Source organism: Bradyrhizobium sp. MOS001 (assembly GCF_004634465.1).
GTDB classification, from domain to species: domain Bacteria; phylum Pseudomonadota; class Alphaproteobacteria; order Rhizobiales; family Xanthobacteraceae; genus Bradyrhizobium; species Bradyrhizobium barranii.
The window spans coordinates 558,989-574,610 of the sequence record NZ_SPVJ01000001.1 but is presented as its reverse complement, the minus strand read 5'-3'; the positions used below and the strand labels follow the sequence as shown (position 1 = coordinate 574,610).

Here is a 15,622-nt window from a genome sequence, read left to right as displayed (position 1 = left end):
CGCGGGAGGGCACAAAAACAACAAAGACATCGCTGGGGAGAAGACAATGAAGAAGGCCATCTGGGCCGGGCTGCTCGGTATTCTCGCTCTCACCGGCGTCGCCCGCGCCGATGACTATCCTTCGCATCCCATCACCGTCATCGTTCCCTTCGCCGCCGGCGGCCCGTCGGATGCGATGGCGCGCGTGCTCGCCGAGCGCATGCGGGTGACGCTCGGCCAGCCGCTGGTGATCGAGAATGTCACGGGCGCGGGCGGCTCGATCGGCGTCGGTCGCGCCGTGCAATCGGCGCCGGACGGCTACACCATCTCCTTCGGCCATCTCGGCACCCATGTTGCCAACGGCGCCGTCTACAAGCTCAAATACGACCTCGTCGCCGATCTCGAGCCGGTGGTGCTGCTGCCGAGCAATCCGATGATCGTGGTGAGCAAGAACGCGGTGCCCGCGACCTCGCTGAAGGAGCTCATCGAGTGGCTGAAGTCGCGACCGTCGCCGCCGACCGCCGGCACCGCCGGCGCCGGCTCCGGCAGCCATATCGCCGGTGTCTATTTCGAGAGCGTCAGCGGCATCAAGCTGCAATATGTGCCGTATCGCGGCACGGCGCCCGCGCTGAACGATCTCATCGCCGGCCAGATCGACGTCATCATCGATCAGACCTCCAACTCCATCAACCAGGTCCGCGCCGGCACGATCCGCGCCTATGCCATCACCGACGACAAGCGGCTCTCGTCGGCGCCGGACATTCCGACGGCAGCCGAGGCGGGGCTGAAAGGCTTCAACATGACGTTGTGGTCGGGCCTGTGGGTGCCGAAGGGCACGCCGAAGGAAATCGTCACCAAGCTCAATGCGGCCGCCGTGGAAGCGCTGAACGATCCCGCCGTGAAGAAGCAGCTCGAAAGCCAGGGCCTCGAGATGACGCCCAAGGACCAGCTCACGCCGGAAGCGCTCGGCGCCCGCCAGAAGGCGGAAATCGCAAAATGGTGGCCGATTATCAAGGCCGCCGACATCAAGGTGGATTGAGGCGGATTGCCTCTTCGGATGCGGCCACAACGTCAAGTGGCCGCCCCCGTGGAGCAATCAGGTTCACGCGGCGCCGCGTTACGTCTTGGCTTCGCTCTGCTTCGACAGGGCCGCCTCCAGACAATTGATCAGAGCCGGCGTGGAAAACGGCTTCGCGAGAAAGCAGATGGCGCCAGCTTTCAGTGCGCGGTCGCGCACGGCATCGTCGGGAAAGGCGGTCATGAAGATAAACGGCGTGCGGTGACCAAGGCCGCGCATATGCATCAGGAGATCAACGCCGCTCATGACCGACATCTGCACATCCGCGATCACGCAGGACGTCGTCCTCAGTTCGGCCGACTGGAGAAATTCGAGAGCGGAGCCAAAGATGTAGACGGTGTATCCCCGCGACGTCAGCAGATTGTTGGTCGCAAGGCGGACGGATGGATCATCGTCAATGACGGAAATGACCGAAGGGACTGACAAGATGATCGCTCCTGATCGGGGAGCGGCCGCGCGCGGCGCAGCCGCCCATCGGAAAATGGGCCCCCGGAGCGACCTTGGAAAGCATACTTAGGTTTGCACCTTTCCCCCCGGGCGTGGAATTCCGAGCACCTCGGTCATTCTGACGAGATCGGCCAATGACTTCGCACCCATTTTCCGCATGATCTGCCCGCGATAGATCTTGACGGTAATCTCAGCCAATCCAAGCTCGGCAGCGACTTGCTTGTTCATCAGGCCGGACGCAACCAGGGCGAGAATGTCGCGTTGACGCGGCGTCAGGCCTTCAAAGCGAGCGCGCACGCTTGAGACCGACTTCTCGGCATCGCGCCGCTTGCGATCGCGTTCGATCGCAGCCTGGACCGCGTCCAGCATGTCCTGGTCGCGCACCGGCTTGGTCAGAAAATCGATGGCGCCACTCTTCATGGCCCGGACGGTCATGGGGATATCGCCATGACCGGTGATGAAGATGATAGGCGTGCGAATGTCGGCCTTCACGAGGTCCGCCTGGAGGTCGAAGCCGCTCGAGCCGGGCAGGCGGATGTCGAGCACGAGGCAACTGGGGACCACCGGCGGCTTGGCTTCCATGACCTCCGCCGCCGAGCCGAAGGCCTCCACCCTGAGGCCGACCGATTGGAAGAGATTGGTGAGCGCACGCCGCATCGACGGATCGTCATCGACGATCAGGACGATCGGATCATCGGCCCCCGCCTGTGCCTGCGCCTGCGTTGGCTTGGCGTGGTCGGTCACGACGCGGCCTCGTGTGGGAAGGGCAGGGCAATCTGGAATGTTGCACCGCTCCCCTCATTTGGGAATGCCGAAAGCCGGCCCGCGTGAGCCTCGATGATCGATCGGCAGATCGATAGTCCCATCCCCAGGCCGCTCGACTTTGTGGTGAAGAACGGCATGAACATGCGGTCTGTCACGTCGCTGTCAAGGCCGAGACCGCGATCCGTCACGGTAAGAAGCAGGTGCTCGTCGCCGTCTCGACTGGAGCGAATTGCCAGCTCGCGCGGGAGCTCGACATTGGCTTGCATGGCTTCGATCCCGTTCATGACGAGGTTGATCAGCACCTGCTGGAGCTGGATCCGATCGCCGCAAATGTTGGGCAGGCCCGACGACAACTCCATCCGCACCGACACGGCATGGGTAGCGAGCTCGCGCCGAACGAGGGCCATCACCTCCCTCACGACCTGATTGATGTCGACTGGGACCATCTCGATTTCGGTCTTTTTCGCGAGCGCCCGGATCCGGCGGATCACCTCGCTGGCCCGATTGGCGTCCTCGACGATCCATTCGACGGAACGGCGCGCAGCGTCGAGATCGGCCGGGTCGCGGCCGAGCCAACCGATGCAGGCGTCGGCATTGGAAATGACGGCGGCGAGAGGCTGGTTGATTTCGTGGGCAATCGAGGCGGTGAGCTCGCCGAGCGTCGTGATGCGCGTGACATGAGCGAGCTCGGCTTGCGCTTTGCGCAGGGCATCTTCGGCCTGCTCGGTGCGGATTGCCGCCGTCACATCGCTGCTGACGCCCCTATAGCCGAGAAAGTTGCCATTCTCGTCATGGAAGGGCTTGCCGCTGGTGCGCACGTAAATCTGAGATCCGTTGCGATCCCTGCTGCGGTAAACCAGGTCGCGGAACGGAAGGTGGGCATCGAGCGCCGCGCGATGCTGCTCCCACTTCTCGGGCTCGAACTCGGCATCGGGCGGAATGTCCCAACGGGTCAGCCCGATCAAGCCGGTCGGCACCGGACTGGCCGTATCGGCGTGTTCCGATATCCGGGTGATGCGGTGATCCGGCCCGGTCTCCCAAAACCAGTCCGATGCGGTTTCGGCATAGTCGCGGAAGCGCTGCTCGGATTGCTTGAGCTCGTCAAAGGCCTTTTGCAGTGCTTCTTTTGCGGCGAACTGCTCGGTGACGTCCACGTGCGTGCCGATGATTTCCATCACATCGCCATCGCCGCCTTTGACAGGATGTCCCTCCGTATGGACACGTCGTATCGAACCGTCCGGACGCGCAATCCGAAAGTCGATTTCGAAGGGCTCCCCTTGGTAGATTGCGCGACGTTCAACGTCGGCAATTCGTCGAAAGTCATCGGCGAGGATCCGTTGCTGGAAAGCCCGCGCCGGGACATCGATCTGGTCCGGCTCAAATCCGAACAGGCGGTAGAGCTCAGCCGATCGGTAGGCAAACTCCTGACGACGCACGTCCCAGGCCCAGCTGCTCGTATGGCTGAGGCGCTGGGCTTCGGCCAGATAGGCCTCACTGCGACGCAGCCTCTTCTCTGTTTCCTTTGCAATCGTGACATCGGTGACAGCGCCGGCGAACTCGATGCGCCCGGATGCACGTCTCACCGCGCGTGCCACGGAATGGAGATATTTGATGGATCCATCCGGCATCAACAGGCGATATTCATGGTCGAAATCCTCCGCCTCGCGGAAAGCTCGATCAAGGGTCTTGCGGACCGCATCGCGGTCCTCCGGATGGATGCGCTGAAACACAAAGCCCAGGTTCGGCTGCATGGCCGGGTCACATTGGAAAATGCGAAACGTTTCCCTCGACCAGAAGATCTCGTCGGTCGTGGGGCTCAAGCCGAAGCTGCCGGTGCGGCTCAGTTCCTGAGCCTGGGCGAGGTAGGCCTCGCTCTGCCGCAGCGCATCCTCCGCCTCCTTGCGCTGGGTGATGTTTTCGCAGGCGACCAGCACGACCGGCGTGCCGTCGCCGCGCAGCATCGCCTTGGCGTTTTCACGGACCCAGAGAACCGAGCCGTCTTTGCGGATCTTGCGAATCTCCCAGGTGTGCGACTGGTCCACGGTTTCCAGGCACAACCCTACGCATTGACGGACGAAGTCGCGGTCTTCCTCGAAAAAGACGTTCAGCACGGATTGGCCGGTCAACTCGGTCGCCGTGTAACCCAATTGTGCGGCGCCAAACGTGTTCACGTTGAGCACCGTCCCGGCCGGATCGACCATGAAATACATGACCGGATTATGCTCGAACACCTCGCGCCACTGCTTCACGGCGTCGCGTAGATCGACGATGTCCTGTCGCGAGTCATCACCGACCGCGGAACTGTCCTTCTCGCCGGTGCCGAAAGATCGAAGCGCCGCGAGGCCGCCGAGCAGCAATTGTGCGGCCGAATTACCAAATTTCGCGATTTGGCCAGGCATCATCGCGGGCGTCCCGGCTCGCAGGGGTCGAAGCAAGTAGAGCACTTTGCAATCAGGGGAGCAATTCCCTCCGACCAAAGTAGACTCCGCGCCGAAACTCGCGGCAGCCGTGCAGCCTGCCGGCCTTGCGCCGTCTCGTTGCGAAGGTGCGGCGAAGGCCCGGAAAACTACGGGACAAACCTACGTATAGCTCGCGCATCCCAAGTCATAGCGCACATTTACCTCCGTACAATTGAGTCGTCCGTTGCATGCGGACTAGTCTCACAACCATCGAAGGGACGCGATGTGCAAGGCCACAAGCCGGCGATTAGCTCGATGTGCTGCCGATAGCTCCGCGTCCATTGCCCGACCTGCCGCACGATTGGCTGGTCGCGATTGAGAGGCCGCATTTCAGTAACGAGCGTGGATGGCCGGGCGTCAGCGTACGCGCGAAGCCACGACCATGAGAGCCGGAAGGAGAGCATGATGTGCGATACGCCTGAACACTCCGAGCGTGGCCCTGCCGTAAAAGCTTGCGCTGTCTGTAGCGGCAAATTCGGCCTGATCCGATATTATTCGTGGCGAGCGCCGCTGTGCTCCAGAAAATGTCTCGATCGCTTCAGGGCGCGCCGCGAACGCGACCGCCGATGGTTGTTTCGATTTCAGGCGGCATGAGGATTAGCCCTTCGATCGGCTCCATTCGGCAATTCTGAACCGGAGGCTGCGTGCTGAACCGTGCTTGCAAGCTCCTCTTGATGATCGCGCTGCCGCTTCCGTTGGTAACGGGAGTGAAGGCCGACGAGCTCGGACAGGATGGTGCACACCGTCATCATCCGCTCCAGGATCAGCTCCTGCACGAGAAGTTCTATTCCAGTTGGCACATGCCCGATAATCCCGTGCTCAGCTGCTGCAACAGTGCGGATTGCTACCCGACCGAGGTGCGATACGTCGACGGCCGGATCTACGCGCGGCGCCGGGAAGACGGGAAGTACATTCTCATTCCATCCCAGAAGGTCGAGCGAAACAGGGACAATCCCGATGGCCGCAACCATCTTTGCGCGCCGCCGCCGTCCGCCTCTCTGGTCGACACGGTCTACTGCTTCGCGTTGGGAGGTGCCACGTGAGATTCATATTGGTGAACGGCAGGACCCCTTTCCGCAAGACGTTCTGTCTATGGTGCTGCGAGGAGATCTGCGGCGGCTATCTGCGCGACGCGAAGACGCTGCTGCCCTATTGCGGCTACGAGTGTTACGCGCTCCATCACGAAGCGGCGCCGTTGATCGAGAGGCGAGCGCAAGCGGCGTCTTGAGCTGACGGGTGGGCGAGGCGCATCGGCCGATGCGACTGCTGGCAGGGGAGGACAGAACGTTGAAATTCATGCTCGTCAACCAGGACCAACCGCATCATGGCGTCTCCTGCAGCGCGTGCGCCCGGCCGCTGGGCTCGAGCTACGTCCGGCATGTGTCCACGCAACGGCAGTACTGCGAGTATGATTGCTACCGCAGATATCAGCAGACGAGCATGGAAGCGCTCTGGCCTTACCGCAGTTCGCTCGAGATGGTCACGGTGTTGGCGGCCATTTCGAGCTGGAGCTGGATGATGCAATTCGGCGCGCTCTCGGGCGCGCTGACGGAAGCATTTCTGCGCGCGCACGAACCTTCTGACCACGGAAGGAGGTGACGGCTAGCCTAACGATGCGGGCCGCGCAGAGTCGGCGGCCGCAGTCACTGCATCCAGCTTCGCGCCGCGTCCAGCCCCGGCGTTGCGAAGCTAGGGCGCGGCGGCTGCGGCCGCTGCCGTGGGTGCCGCGCTGACTTCGTGCGTCGTGACGCGTTGCTCGGACTTCGCCGTGGCCGTGCCACTGCCCTCGAACCGGGCGCGGTAGACCAGCACATTCTCCATCACGCGCTGGACGTAGTTGCGCGTCTCCGACAGCGGGATGCGCTCGACCCAGTCGACCGGATCGACCTTGGGATCGCGCGGGTCGCCGCGCGCCTGCACCCATTCGCGCACCCGGCCGCGGCCGGCATTGTAGCCCGCGAAGGTCATGATCTGGTCGCCGCGATATTCCGACAGCAGCGCGCTGAGCTCGGCCGCGCCCATCTGCGTGTTGTAGACGGGATCGGACACCATCCTGTCCCAGTCATAGGTCAGGCCAAAGCGCTTTGCGGTATCGCGGCCCGCCTCCGGCGTCACCTGCATGAGGCCGACCGCGTTGGCGGGTGACTTGTCGCGCTGGTCGAACGAGCTTTCGGTGCGCGCCACCGAATAGATCACGCTGGTCTCGATTGCGGGCGCGACCTGCTTGTGCTCGGGAATGCCGATGGTCGGGAAGGCGTAATGGTCGAGCGCAAGCCCGTGCGCCAGCGCCGACTTGCCGACCTCCAGCATCACGCGCGCATCGTTGCGCCGGCCGGCGAGCTCGCCGAGCGCTTCCAGGGCTGCGACGTCGGTGCTCTCCTTGGCAAAATCCTCGGCGTAATAGAACACCATGTCGCGCTCGCCGATGCCGTAGAGCATCTCGGCAGCGCGGACGCGCTCGTCCGCGGGCTGTGTCTCGGCCGCGGCCAGCACGGGCGAGGGCGGGCGCAGCTCGATCCCGTCGAGGCCGAGCCTGGCGCGTGCGAGCTGGCCGTAATAGGCGGTCGGATAGCGCGCCGCCGCCTGATAGCTCATGCGCGCATCCGCCGTCGCCCCCATCGCCTCGGCCGCGCGGCCGCGCCAGTAATGCGCCCGCGACAGCGCGATCGGATTGGCCGAGCCTTCGTCGATCGCGGCGAAATGCACCATCGCCGCCTTGGGATCGTCGAGATAGCGCAGCGCGATCCAGCCGCACATGAAGTGGTAGTCGACGCGATAGACTTCCATCGCGGGCACCGCCGCCGCGCGCACCACGTCGTAGGCGGTCTTGAACTTGCCCTGGTCGAGCAGCTTTCGCGCGAGCAGGCGCCGCTCGCGCCACCAGGCATCGGTGTCCTGGGCCGCCATCGTGTCGGGCGCGGCGGCGAGGATCACCTCGGCGGCGTCGTCGATGCGGTCGTTCTGGAGATGCCACTGCGCGCGGCAGAGGACGTAGCCGAGATCGCGGCGTGCTTCGGTCGAGACGTCCTCGAGATAATCCTTGGCCTTGTTGGCCTTGCCGGTGACGGCCGAGCAGGCCTTGACGATCGCGAGCGCATCTTCGCCAAGCCGTTTTGCGGCGCGCCTTGCACCGGCGTAGTCCTTGGCGCCGAGGCGCTTGTCCATGCGGGCGCGATGATCGTCAGCGGTCAGGAGATCGCGGAACGCCTCGTAGGAATCCTCCTCGCTGCGCTCGGATAGTTCGTCCGTGCGCCAGGCCTCGCGCACCAGGCGCGTAGCCCTGTCATTGTCGCCTTCACCCAGGAGCACGCGGGCGAGCGCGAACTTGCCCTTGGCGCTGGTCGGCCGGTCCATGGTGAACTTGTGCACGGTCGCCGCGTCGCTCTTCTCCTGCCACAGCCGCGCTTCGGCGCGGCGGCGGAGCAGGGCGCTGCTCGGCCAGTCCGGATTGGCGGCCAGGAAGCCGGCGTAGCGCTTGAAAGGTGCCGTGCTCTCGGAATGGCGCAGCATGAACCAGTCGGCGAGCTTCTGTCCGGCCAGGTCGGCAATGCGGTCGCGCGCCGCGCTCGCATCGTCGGTCTTGCCCTTGCGCGCGAGATCGATGGCGTCCTTCAGCGCGGCGAGGTCGCCGGTGAGCGGCGGCGGCGCCGGCTTGTCCGAGGGCTCGTCGTCCTTCTTGGACTTGCGCTTGGCGTCGGCATGCTTGCCGTGGCGCGACTTCGCGGCAGCGTGACGCTGCTTGCCGCCGGCTTTCGTCTCATGCGTTTTCTTCGACGCCGACGATTTGTGACTGCTCTTCGCTGCCAACTCGGCAGGAAGAAGGGCCAATGCGGCCACGGCAACGACACACGCGAGCGAGCGTAGGCACTGGTTCATTCGATGGTCCCCCTGCGAAACCACTACAAACCAAGGTCCGCGACGACATGCGGCTTGAGAATCAAAGACGACACCCAAAACGATGCCACGACATCGTTTCGCAGTCCTCACGCTCCTTCAACAATGCGGCAAAATACCGATGGGAACTCGGGAACTTCCGAAATGGCGGAAAGGGCAATGCCTTCAACCTTTGTTAACGAATAGGGCTCGCGCGACGGTTGCGCGCGGTTCAGGGCGCCGCGAAGGCCAGATTGCGCGTGTTCCCGCGTCCAAATCCGGTGTATTGAGTTCCCAACCGATCCTTTCAGCTCTTACCCCCACCGCTCATGCCACTTTTCAACCAGTCGATCAGGCGCAAGATCGTCGGGATCGCCCTCGGATTGATCGTCCTGATGCTGGTCACCGCGATTCTTTCGATGGTGATGTCGAGCCAGGTCGGCGTCCTGCTCGACGAGCTGACCGATCGCTACATTCCGGCCTACGGCCATCTGGCGCGCGCCAACATCCGCTCGCTGGAGCGCTCGGTGGCGCTGCGGCGGATGGTCATGATGAAGATGCAGGCCCCCTCGGAGGAGGAGGCCTATGCGGCGCGCCTGCGCGAATTCGAGGAGGCCGATCGGAAGATCGACGAGGAAGCCGAGGCCGCGCGCACGCACATCAACGCGATCATCGACGACAAAAGGACGCCTTCCGACAATGCCGGGCTGGCGCGGATCGAGACCCGCATCGAAACCACTCTCACCGAGCTGCGTCACGACATGAATGAGGACCACGCAAAACTCCTCAAGCAGGTCGAAGGCAAGCAGATGACGGAGGCGCGCGGGACCCTGGAGCATCTCGACACCATACGCGACCAGTTCAACCAGAAGATCGACGCGATCCGCGCCGACATGCTGAAGCAGGTCTTCGCCAGTACGGCGACAGTGATCGGTCGCCAGCGCCAGGCGATGATCATTTCGGGCATCGTCACCATCCTCGCGGCGGTGGTCGGATTTGCTTTCGCGCTCCTCGTCTCCAGTGGCATCACGCGACCGGTGCGGCTGTTGCTCGCCGGCACCCGCGAGGTCGAGGCGGGCCGCTTCGACAAGACCATCACGGTCTCGACCCAGGACGAGATCGGCGAACTCGCCGCCGCCTTCAATCGCATGATCGAGCAGCTGCGGCACAACGAGCGGATCCGTGAGACCTTTGGCCGCTATATCGATCCCAAGGTGGCGCAGGGGCTGATCGACCGACCCGAAGTTGCCATCGACGGCCAGCGCCGGGTGATGACCATCATGTTCTCCGACATGAGCGGCTTCACCTCGATGAGCGAGGGCATGACCCCGCGTGGCCTCGTCAAGGTCATGAACCACTATTTCACGGTGATGTCCGCGCCGATCCGGAGCCATCGCGGCGTTATCGATAAATATATCGGCGATGCCATCATGGCCTATTGGGGCCCTCCCTTCATTGAGGAGGACGAGCCGGCGCTGTTCGCCTGCTACGCCGCCATCGACATGGCCGATGAGGTGCCGGCGTTGCAGAAGCAATTGCCTGACCTGCTCGGTATCCGCGCCATGCCAGGCCCTTGCGATCTGCGCATCGGGATTGCCACCGGCGAGGTCCTGACCGGCAGCATCGGCTCCGAGCTGATGATGAGCTTCACCGTGATGGGCGATGCCGTGAACCTCGCTTCGCGGCTCGAACTGGTCAACAAGATCTACGGCACGCGGATCCTGATCGCGCAGGCCACGGCGGACGCGATCGGCTCGAACCTCGAGCTGCGCGAGATCGATCGTCTGGCGGTGGCCGGCCAAAGCGCATCGCAGGCCATTTTCGAGGTGATGAGCAAGGCGCACGGGCTCAGCGTCCCGCAGGAGAGCCTGCGCGCGCGCTACGCCGAAGGCCTCGCCGCCTACCGCGCGCAGCGCTTCGACGAGGCTCGCGCCGCGTTCAATGCAGCGCTCGAAGCCGTGCCCGGCGACGGTCCCTCGCGCACGCTGCTCGGCCGCATCGCGCAGTTCGAGGCCAATCCGCCGGACGCCAATTGGGACGGCGCCTGGCGGCTGGAGCAGAAATAGCTGTTCTTGCTGGGCTTGCACCGCCCTTGCTGGAAAAAACGTTTCTACTCGATAACGATGTTCGCCGTGACCTATTTCTCAGGCTTAGGTTTGACGTCCCTTGTGGCGTTTGATGGGGACACGCCGATGACAGAACTTCATGACAGGCTGGAACGGTTCGAGACGCTCACCGCCGAATGCGAGCTGATTGCCAAGCTCGCCACCGACAGCACCAAGCGCGAGTTCTATCTGAGACTCTCGGAGCAGTATCGTCAGCTGGCGGTGGATATGCGGAAGGCGATCGCGACCAAGGCCGCGGCCTGACGCCGCCTGCAATCCGTTCTTAATGTTTGGCGCGCATCCTTTGAGGATGCGAGCGTCGCGATCATGATTGCTCGCATTGGGAATGCCGAGGTCCGTTGCGGTGCAGCGCATCTCGCTGACGTCGCTTTGCCGCTCCTCACCAGGGCAATCCCATGCGCCTTCTCGCAGTCCTCATCTTCGCGCTCATGACGGCCGCCTGCAACCAGGAGCAGGACATCACCGGCTCGACCCCGGTCTGTGCGATGCGGAACTACAGCTCCTACAATCCCCGCGACATGAACCAGTGCGTTGCCGCCTGCAAGGCGTGCGACCACGGCAACACCGTCACCTGCACCACGTCATGCACCCTCAAGGGTGCCCACTGAGCGGCGGCGCTGCGTGAAGCTGAGGAGCAGACGGTGCTCGGGCACCGGAACGATTCACATGGGTTAGTCATTGAAGGGGCAGGCAGGACGCGGAGTCCTATGGAATGGGTATGCTCGATCCCGGTCGGTTCCTGGTGTCGTGCTCGCATTGCGATGCATGGCCGATGGCGGCCAACGTCAAACGTTCGAGCTGGTCGGCGTCGCCGCACGAGGTCCGCTTCGTATGCCCGCGCTGTCGCCGCGAGGAGACCGCCATCATCTCGGCCTCCGGTGAGCTGACCCCGATCCGGCGCATCGACGCTCCGCTGCGCGATGTCACCGCGGCCTGGGCTCAGGCCCAGCGGCCAAGAGGTCGGGCGTAGCCCGCCCGTCACAGGACCAAGAGATCGGGCGTAGTCGGCTCTGCGCAACGCCTTGCGCGGTCCGTTTTTGGAACCCAGCCTACGCCGACGCGTTTCCGCTCCGACATCAACGCACCGAGGCCCTGCGAATGATCAGCGAGCATTTCGACACCCGCACCCGGATCAACATGAAGCTGGCGCTGGATCGGGTCTGCCGCAATCGCCCGGTCGGCGAGGACCATTGCTTTCGCAGGTCCGTTGCCGAGAACATCATCCGCTGCGCGCTCACGGGCCGCACCGGCATCGGCCAGCTCGTCGATGCCGGCGAGCGGGCGGTGATCAGGACGCGTTCGGAACGGGAGCCGGCCTGATTGCGCCGGCTCAATCTCCGGTGCGGTGCTTTGCCCGTCATGCAACCGGCCGATTGACTCTCCGCTTGCCCGCCCCGTAGATTGGCCGGTGACGGTTCTCCTCACGGAGATCAAAAGGGAACGTGGTGCGAGGTTTTCCCGATACCGGGATATTCTCAACGCCACGGCTGCCCCCGCAACTGTAAGCGGTGAATCTTTCGTCATATGCCACTGGGAATCTCGGTCCTGGGAAGGCGACGTAAGGTAACGACCCGCGAGCCAGGAGACCTGCCGTCAGCCGTGGTCACACGCGAAGATGTCGGTCGGGGAGTACAGACATTAGCTTCACGGGAGCAATCGAACGCTCCGCCGTGAAACCTCGTTCGCTGTGACGTGCCACTGACGTCATACCGAGGTTACAAGAGTGTCCCGTATTGTCTTTGCCGCCAGGCGCTTCCGCGCCGGCGTTGTCGCGTTCGTTTCCCTGTATTCGCTCGATCTGTCCATTGCCCAGGCCCAGCAGTCGGCATCGCCCGATCTGCTGCCGCCGGTCGAGGTCGCGCCGACCGAGCGTGCGGCCAAGCCGCGAGCCGCGCGGCCTGCGCCCGACCAGCCCGAGCAGCGGCGCGTCGCTCGGCTGCCGAAGCCCGAGCTGGTGCCGGCGTCGCCCCCGGTTGCCGGGGTATCCGCGGCCAACCTGTTTCCGACGGTCGTCGTCAGTCCGACGGGCGTTGTCACTCCGACCAATCTGGTTGCGAGCTCGGTGACGGTTCTGACCGCCAGAGACATGGAGCGCGATCAGCGCCGGACCGCATCCGATGCGCTGAGCGCGGTTCCTGGCCTGAACCTCGTGCAGACCGGCGGTCCGGGGGGACAGACGTCGATCTTCATGCGCGGAACGAATTCCAACCACACCAAGGTCCTGATCGACGGCATCGATGTCAGCGATCCCGGCAACCCGAACCGTTCGTTTGATTTCGGCCAGTTGCTCACCTCCGACATTCAGCAGATCGAAGTCCTGCGCGGTCCGCAGGGCGGTCTCTACGGCGCAGACGCGCTGGGTGGCGTGATCTCCATCGTGACGAAGAAGGGCGACGGTCCCGCCCGCGCCACCGGCTCGGTCGAGGGAGGCTCGTTCGGAACGTTCAATCAAACTGCAGGTCTGAGCGGTTCACAGGACCACTTCAACTATGCCTTCAACGTCGCGCATTTCCACGCGAACGACGTGCCGGTGACGCCGGTCGAATTGCTGCCGCCGGGGCAGAAGGCGATCGGCAACAACTACGACAACATGACTTATTCGACGAAGCTTGGCGCCGAACTGAGCGAAAACCTGACGCTCAATGGCGTGGCGCGGTACACCGACGCTACCCTGCGCTTTACCGGAGACACCTTCGATCCCGTCACATCCGCGAGCTTCCCGCGGCCGCGCAAAGCACGCAGACGGTGCACCAGCTCTTCACGCGCGGGGAGGCGGTCTGGTCCGCTCTCGACGACCGGATGAAAAGCTATTTCGGCGTCAACTACACCAATCACTGGAACTACAACATCTCGCCCGGCGACGTGATGGCCACGATTACGACCGGCGACCGCGTCAAGTATGATTGGCACACCACGACCCAGCTCGCGCCCAACAACAATGTCATCATTGGTGCGGAGCATGAGACCGAAACACTGCAAACGGCGACGGTCTCGGCGCAAAACGTCAACAAGGCCGGGTATATGGAGCTGCAGTCCCAGTTCCGGGATCGAGTCTTCTTCACGGCCAACGTCCGGCAGGACGACAACGAGCGGTTTGGAGAGCATCCGACCTTTCGTCTGGCGTCTGCCGTGATCGTGCCGGTCACGGATACGAAGTTCAAGGGAAGCTACGGCACGGGGTTCAAGGCGCCCACGCTCAACCAGCTTTACGTGAGCTTTCCCGCGTTCTTCTTCTTTGCAAATCCCAACCTCAGGCCCGAGGAAAGCGTCGGATATGACGCCGGCTTCGAGCAACCCTTGTTTGGCGATCGCGTTCGCTTCGGCTCGACCTACTTCCGCAACAACATCACGGACCTGATCCAGAGCACGTTCGATCCCGTGACGTTCGCGAGCACCAACACCAATATCGGCAAGGCGATCACGGAGGGCACGGAGAGCTTCGTCGCGGCTGCGATCACGGACCGGCTTCGCGTTCGTGCCGACTACACTTTTACCCGCGCGGTGGATGCGACGGCGGGACTGGAGCTGCTGAGGCGTCCGAAGGAGAAGTGGAGCGCAAATGTCATCTGGAATCCGATCGATCCGCTGACACTTTCCGCAACCGTGTTGCACGTCGGGAGTTTCGTCGATGGTAACCGCGACTTCAGCATTCTGCGTCTGCTGGCTCCAGCCTACACTGTCGTCAACGTCGCAGCCGAATATCTGGTCACCGACCAGGTGAAGGTGTTCGGCCGGGTCGATAATCTCGCCAATGTGCACTATCAAAATCCGACCGGCTTTCTGCAGCCGGGACTGGGCGTCTATGGCGGCATTCGCCTGGCGAATTACGACGTCAGATAGCGAGAGAGAGAAGCCTCATGACGACGGCCGATCCGCTCATGGACCTGATCGCAAGCCAGCTTGCCGACGCTGAGGCCGGCTGGAGCGTCGGCACGTTCGGTGCCATTGCCGAGTTCACACGCGAGCCCGGTGAGGCCTTCGATATGGAGCAGTCTCGCAACGGGATCAGCGCCGTGACGCAGAAGGGTGGGATACGCGTTGTCTCCCACCCGGATCTGCGCCTGATCGCATCGGAATCGCCGACCACGGAGAGCTGGAGCCACCGCATCGCGCTGTGTCTTCCGCATGAAGCCAGCGCCATGAGTGGTCGTACCGTGCTGACCGAGCTCGGTCCGGATATCGAGGCGCTCCTGACGAGGGATCGCAGCGGCATCCTGTTCGACCTTGGCCTCGGAACGTTGCAGGTCGACGCCTGCATCCGTGTCAGCGATGCCGATGCCGTCGCCGCGCTCAGGAGCCGCACGGGCCAATCCGTGTTCGCGCCCGAAAGCGACGCCATGCGGATCATTCTGGCCGCCAATCCGCACCGCGTCTTCATCAGCCGCATCGGGCGCGCCGAGGTATTCCAGCCGATCCCGCCGCCGGGCGGGCAAAGCCCTGACGGCCCGCACACCCACGTCTCGCCAAAGCTGCTTGCGCATCGCCGCACCCATGCCGCCACCGAGCCGCTGCCTGAGGGGTGGATCCCCTGCGCGCATCTCTATCCGGCCCATCCGCTCCGCGATCAGCTCGGCCGCAAGCGCGCTTTTCGGCCGGATCATCACGCAGCCTTCCAGGCGCTGCTCGAACTCTATGGGCTGCCGGAGCTGACGGCGTGCAAGAGGGCCGTGGTCGAGGCGGTCGCGAAGGGGCGGGGATCTGAGACGGCGACGCTTCCGCCCGATCGCACGGCGCGCGCCACCGTTCGCGTGGCCTTGCGCCAATTGGCGGCCAAGGAGCCGCACACCGTGACACTCGCCGCCTGGCTTGCCGCCTACGACCGGCGCGATCCAGCCGAGACTGAAGATCCCATGGAGGCTCTTCACTGAGTCAGACGTGATGCCGCGTTCCAGCAA

The 15,622-nt window shown here is 63.7% G+C and carries 16 protein-coding genes and 1 riboswitch; of the genes, 12 read left to right on the top strand and 4 right to left on the bottom strand.

What is annotated here, in order from left to right; translation table 11 throughout:
- The first annotated feature begins 46 nt into the window (after nucleotides 1-46).
- Complete coding sequence (locus tag CT676_RS02765) at nucleotides 47-1,018, top strand: tripartite tricarboxylate transporter substrate binding protein BugD (protein ID WP_063983086.1); 972 nt, start codon at nucleotides 47-49, stop codon at nucleotides 1,016-1,018.
- A gap of 78 nt (nucleotides 1,019-1,096) precedes the next feature.
- On the opposite strand, the gene CT676_RS02760 is transcribed toward CT676_RS02765, so the two are convergent.
- The 3 genes from CT676_RS02760 to CT676_RS02750 all read right to left on the bottom strand — a co-directional run bounded on the left by CT676_RS02760 (nucleotide 1,097) and on the right by CT676_RS02750 (nucleotide 4,671).
- Nucleotides 1,097-1,483, bottom strand: a complete 387-nt coding sequence (locus CT676_RS02760) for a response regulator (RefSeq protein WP_135213764.1) — start codon at nucleotides 1,481-1,483, stop codon at nucleotides 1,097-1,099.
- 87 nt (nucleotides 1,484-1,570) lie between these two features.
- On the bottom strand, nucleotides 1,571-2,248 hold the full coding sequence (locus CT676_RS02755; protein WP_135213763.1) for a response regulator transcription factor: 678 nt from the start codon (nucleotides 2,246-2,248) through the stop codon (nucleotides 1,571-1,573).
- The gene (locus CT676_RS02750) at nucleotides 2,245-4,671 is read right to left on the bottom strand and encodes a PAS domain S-box protein (RefSeq protein WP_167767908.1); all 2,427 of its coding nucleotides are present in this window, start codon (nucleotides 4,669-4,671) and stop codon (nucleotides 2,245-2,247) included. Before CT676_RS02750 ends, CT676_RS02755 begins: the two co-directional genes overlap by 4 nt.
- 701 nt (nucleotides 4,672-5,372) lie before the next feature.
- Between CT676_RS02750 and CT676_RS02735 the strand changes: the two genes are divergently transcribed.
- The 3 genes from CT676_RS02735 (at nucleotide 5,373) to CT676_RS02725 (ending at nucleotide 6,327) form a co-directional block, all read left to right on the top strand.
- The gene (locus tag CT676_RS02735; RefSeq protein WP_014495024.1) at nucleotides 5,373-5,771 is read left to right on the top strand and encodes a hypothetical protein; all 399 of its coding nucleotides are present in this window, start codon (nucleotides 5,373-5,375) and stop codon (nucleotides 5,769-5,771) included.
- Nucleotides 5,768-5,956 carry a hypothetical protein gene (locus CT676_RS02730; RefSeq protein WP_135213761.1) on the top strand — a complete coding sequence of 63 codons (189 nt, stop codon included), beginning with the start codon at nucleotides 5,768-5,770 and terminating at the stop codon, nucleotides 5,954-5,956. The genes CT676_RS02735 and CT676_RS02730 overlap by 4 nt, the downstream gene beginning before the upstream one ends.
- 68 nt (nucleotides 5,957-6,024) lie before the next feature.
- On the top strand, nucleotides 6,025-6,327 hold the full coding sequence (locus CT676_RS02725; protein WP_193560865.1) for a hypothetical protein: 303 nt from the start codon (nucleotides 6,025-6,027) through the stop codon (nucleotides 6,325-6,327).
- A gap of 90 nt (nucleotides 6,328-6,417) precedes the next feature.
- Here the strand turns inward: CT676_RS02725 and CT676_RS02720 are convergent, their stop codons facing one another.
- Nucleotides 6,418-8,604, bottom strand: a complete 2,187-nt coding sequence (locus CT676_RS02720; protein WP_135213759.1) for a lytic transglycosylase domain-containing protein — start codon at nucleotides 8,602-8,604, stop codon at nucleotides 6,418-6,420.
- A gap of 326 nt (nucleotides 8,605-8,930) precedes the next feature.
- Between CT676_RS02720 and CT676_RS02715 the strand changes: the two genes are divergently transcribed.
- From CT676_RS02715 to CT676_RS02690, 8 genes are all read left to right on the top strand, one after another.
- Nucleotides 8,931-10,667: an adenylate/guanylate cyclase domain-containing protein gene (locus CT676_RS02715; RefSeq protein WP_135213758.1), complete on the top strand. Its 1,737-nt coding sequence runs from the start codon at nucleotides 8,931-8,933 to the stop codon at nucleotides 10,665-10,667.
- A gap of 126 nt (nucleotides 10,668-10,793) precedes the next feature.
- Entirely contained in the window at nucleotides 10,794-10,970 is a 177-nt protein-coding gene (locus CT676_RS43845) for a hypothetical protein (RefSeq protein WP_166341944.1), read from the top strand.
- Between the two features lie 152 nt (nucleotides 10,971-11,122).
- Nucleotides 11,123-11,335 (top strand): hypothetical protein, encoded by a 213-nt coding sequence (locus tag CT676_RS02710; protein ID WP_063983092.1) that lies wholly within the window; start codon nucleotides 11,123-11,125, stop codon nucleotides 11,333-11,335.
- Nucleotides 11,336-11,439: 104 nt separating this feature from the next.
- The gene (locus CT676_RS02705) at nucleotides 11,440-11,697 is read left to right on the top strand and encodes a hypothetical protein (protein WP_071913574.1); all 258 of its coding nucleotides are present in this window, start codon (nucleotides 11,440-11,442) and stop codon (nucleotides 11,695-11,697) included.
- Nucleotides 11,698-11,825: 128 nt separating this feature from the next.
- Nucleotides 11,826-12,047 (top strand): hypothetical protein, encoded by a 222-nt coding sequence (locus CT676_RS02700; RefSeq protein ID WP_071913576.1) that lies wholly within the window; start codon nucleotides 11,826-11,828, stop codon nucleotides 12,045-12,047.
- Nucleotides 12,048-12,122: 75 nt separating this feature from the next.
- A riboswitch (cobalamin riboswitch) is annotated at nucleotides 12,123-12,337 on the top strand.
- Between the two features lie 113 nt (nucleotides 12,338-12,450).
- Nucleotides 12,451-13,530, top strand: coding sequence for a TonB-dependent receptor plug domain-containing protein (locus CT676_RS45105; RefSeq protein WP_244623046.1), 1,080 nt, complete (start codon nucleotides 12,451-12,453; stop codon nucleotides 13,528-13,530).
- Nucleotides 13,527-14,567, top strand: a complete 1,041-nt coding sequence (locus CT676_RS45100) for a TonB-dependent receptor (RefSeq protein WP_244623045.1) — start codon at nucleotides 13,527-13,529, stop codon at nucleotides 14,565-14,567. Before CT676_RS45105 ends, CT676_RS45100 begins: the two co-directional genes overlap by 4 nt.
- A 17-nt stretch (nucleotides 14,568-14,584) precedes the next feature.
- The gene (locus CT676_RS02690; protein ID WP_135213757.1) at nucleotides 14,585-15,595 is read left to right on the top strand and encodes a hypothetical protein; all 1,011 of its coding nucleotides are present in this window, start codon (nucleotides 14,585-14,587) and stop codon (nucleotides 15,593-15,595) included.
- The last annotated feature ends 27 nt before the right edge of the window (nucleotides 15,596-15,622 follow it).

Excerpts from the sequence above, each read along its gene's own strand:
- CT676_RS02765 (WP_063983086.1), top strand. The coding sequence starts at position 47 with ATGAAGAAGGCCATCTGGGCCGGGCTGCTCGGTATTCTCGCTCTCACC.
- CT676_RS02750 (WP_167767908.1), bottom strand. The coding sequence starts at position 4,671 with ATGATGCCTGGCCAAATCGCGAAATTTGGTAATTCGGCCGCACAATTG.
- CT676_RS02725 (WP_193560865.1), top strand. The coding sequence starts at position 6,025 with ATGCTCGTCAACCAGGACCAACCGCATCATGGCGTCTCCTGCAGCGCG.
- CT676_RS02720 (WP_135213759.1), bottom strand. The coding sequence starts at position 8,604 with ATGAACCAGTGCCTACGCTCGCTCGCGTGTGTCGTTGCCGTGGCCGCA.
- CT676_RS02715 (WP_135213758.1), top strand. The coding sequence starts at position 8,931 with ATGCCACTTTTCAACCAGTCGATCAGGCGCAAGATCGTCGGGATCGCC.
- CT676_RS43845 (WP_166341944.1), top strand. The coding sequence starts at position 10,794 with ATGACAGAACTTCATGACAGGCTGGAACGGTTCGAGACGCTCACCGCC.
- CT676_RS02710 (WP_063983092.1), top strand. The coding sequence starts at position 11,123 with ATGCGCCTTCTCGCAGTCCTCATCTTCGCGCTCATGACGGCCGCCTGC.
- CT676_RS02705 (WP_071913574.1), top strand. The coding sequence starts at position 11,440 with ATGGGTATGCTCGATCCCGGTCGGTTCCTGGTGTCGTGCTCGCATTGC.
- CT676_RS02700 (WP_071913576.1), top strand. The coding sequence starts at position 11,826 with ATGATCAGCGAGCATTTCGACACCCGCACCCGGATCAACATGAAGCTG.
- CT676_RS45100 (WP_244623045.1), top strand. The coding sequence starts at position 13,527 with ATGAAAAGCTATTTCGGCGTCAACTACACCAATCACTGGAACTACAAC.
- CT676_RS02690 (WP_135213757.1), top strand. The coding sequence starts at position 14,585 with ATGACGACGGCCGATCCGCTCATGGACCTGATCGCAAGCCAGCTTGCC.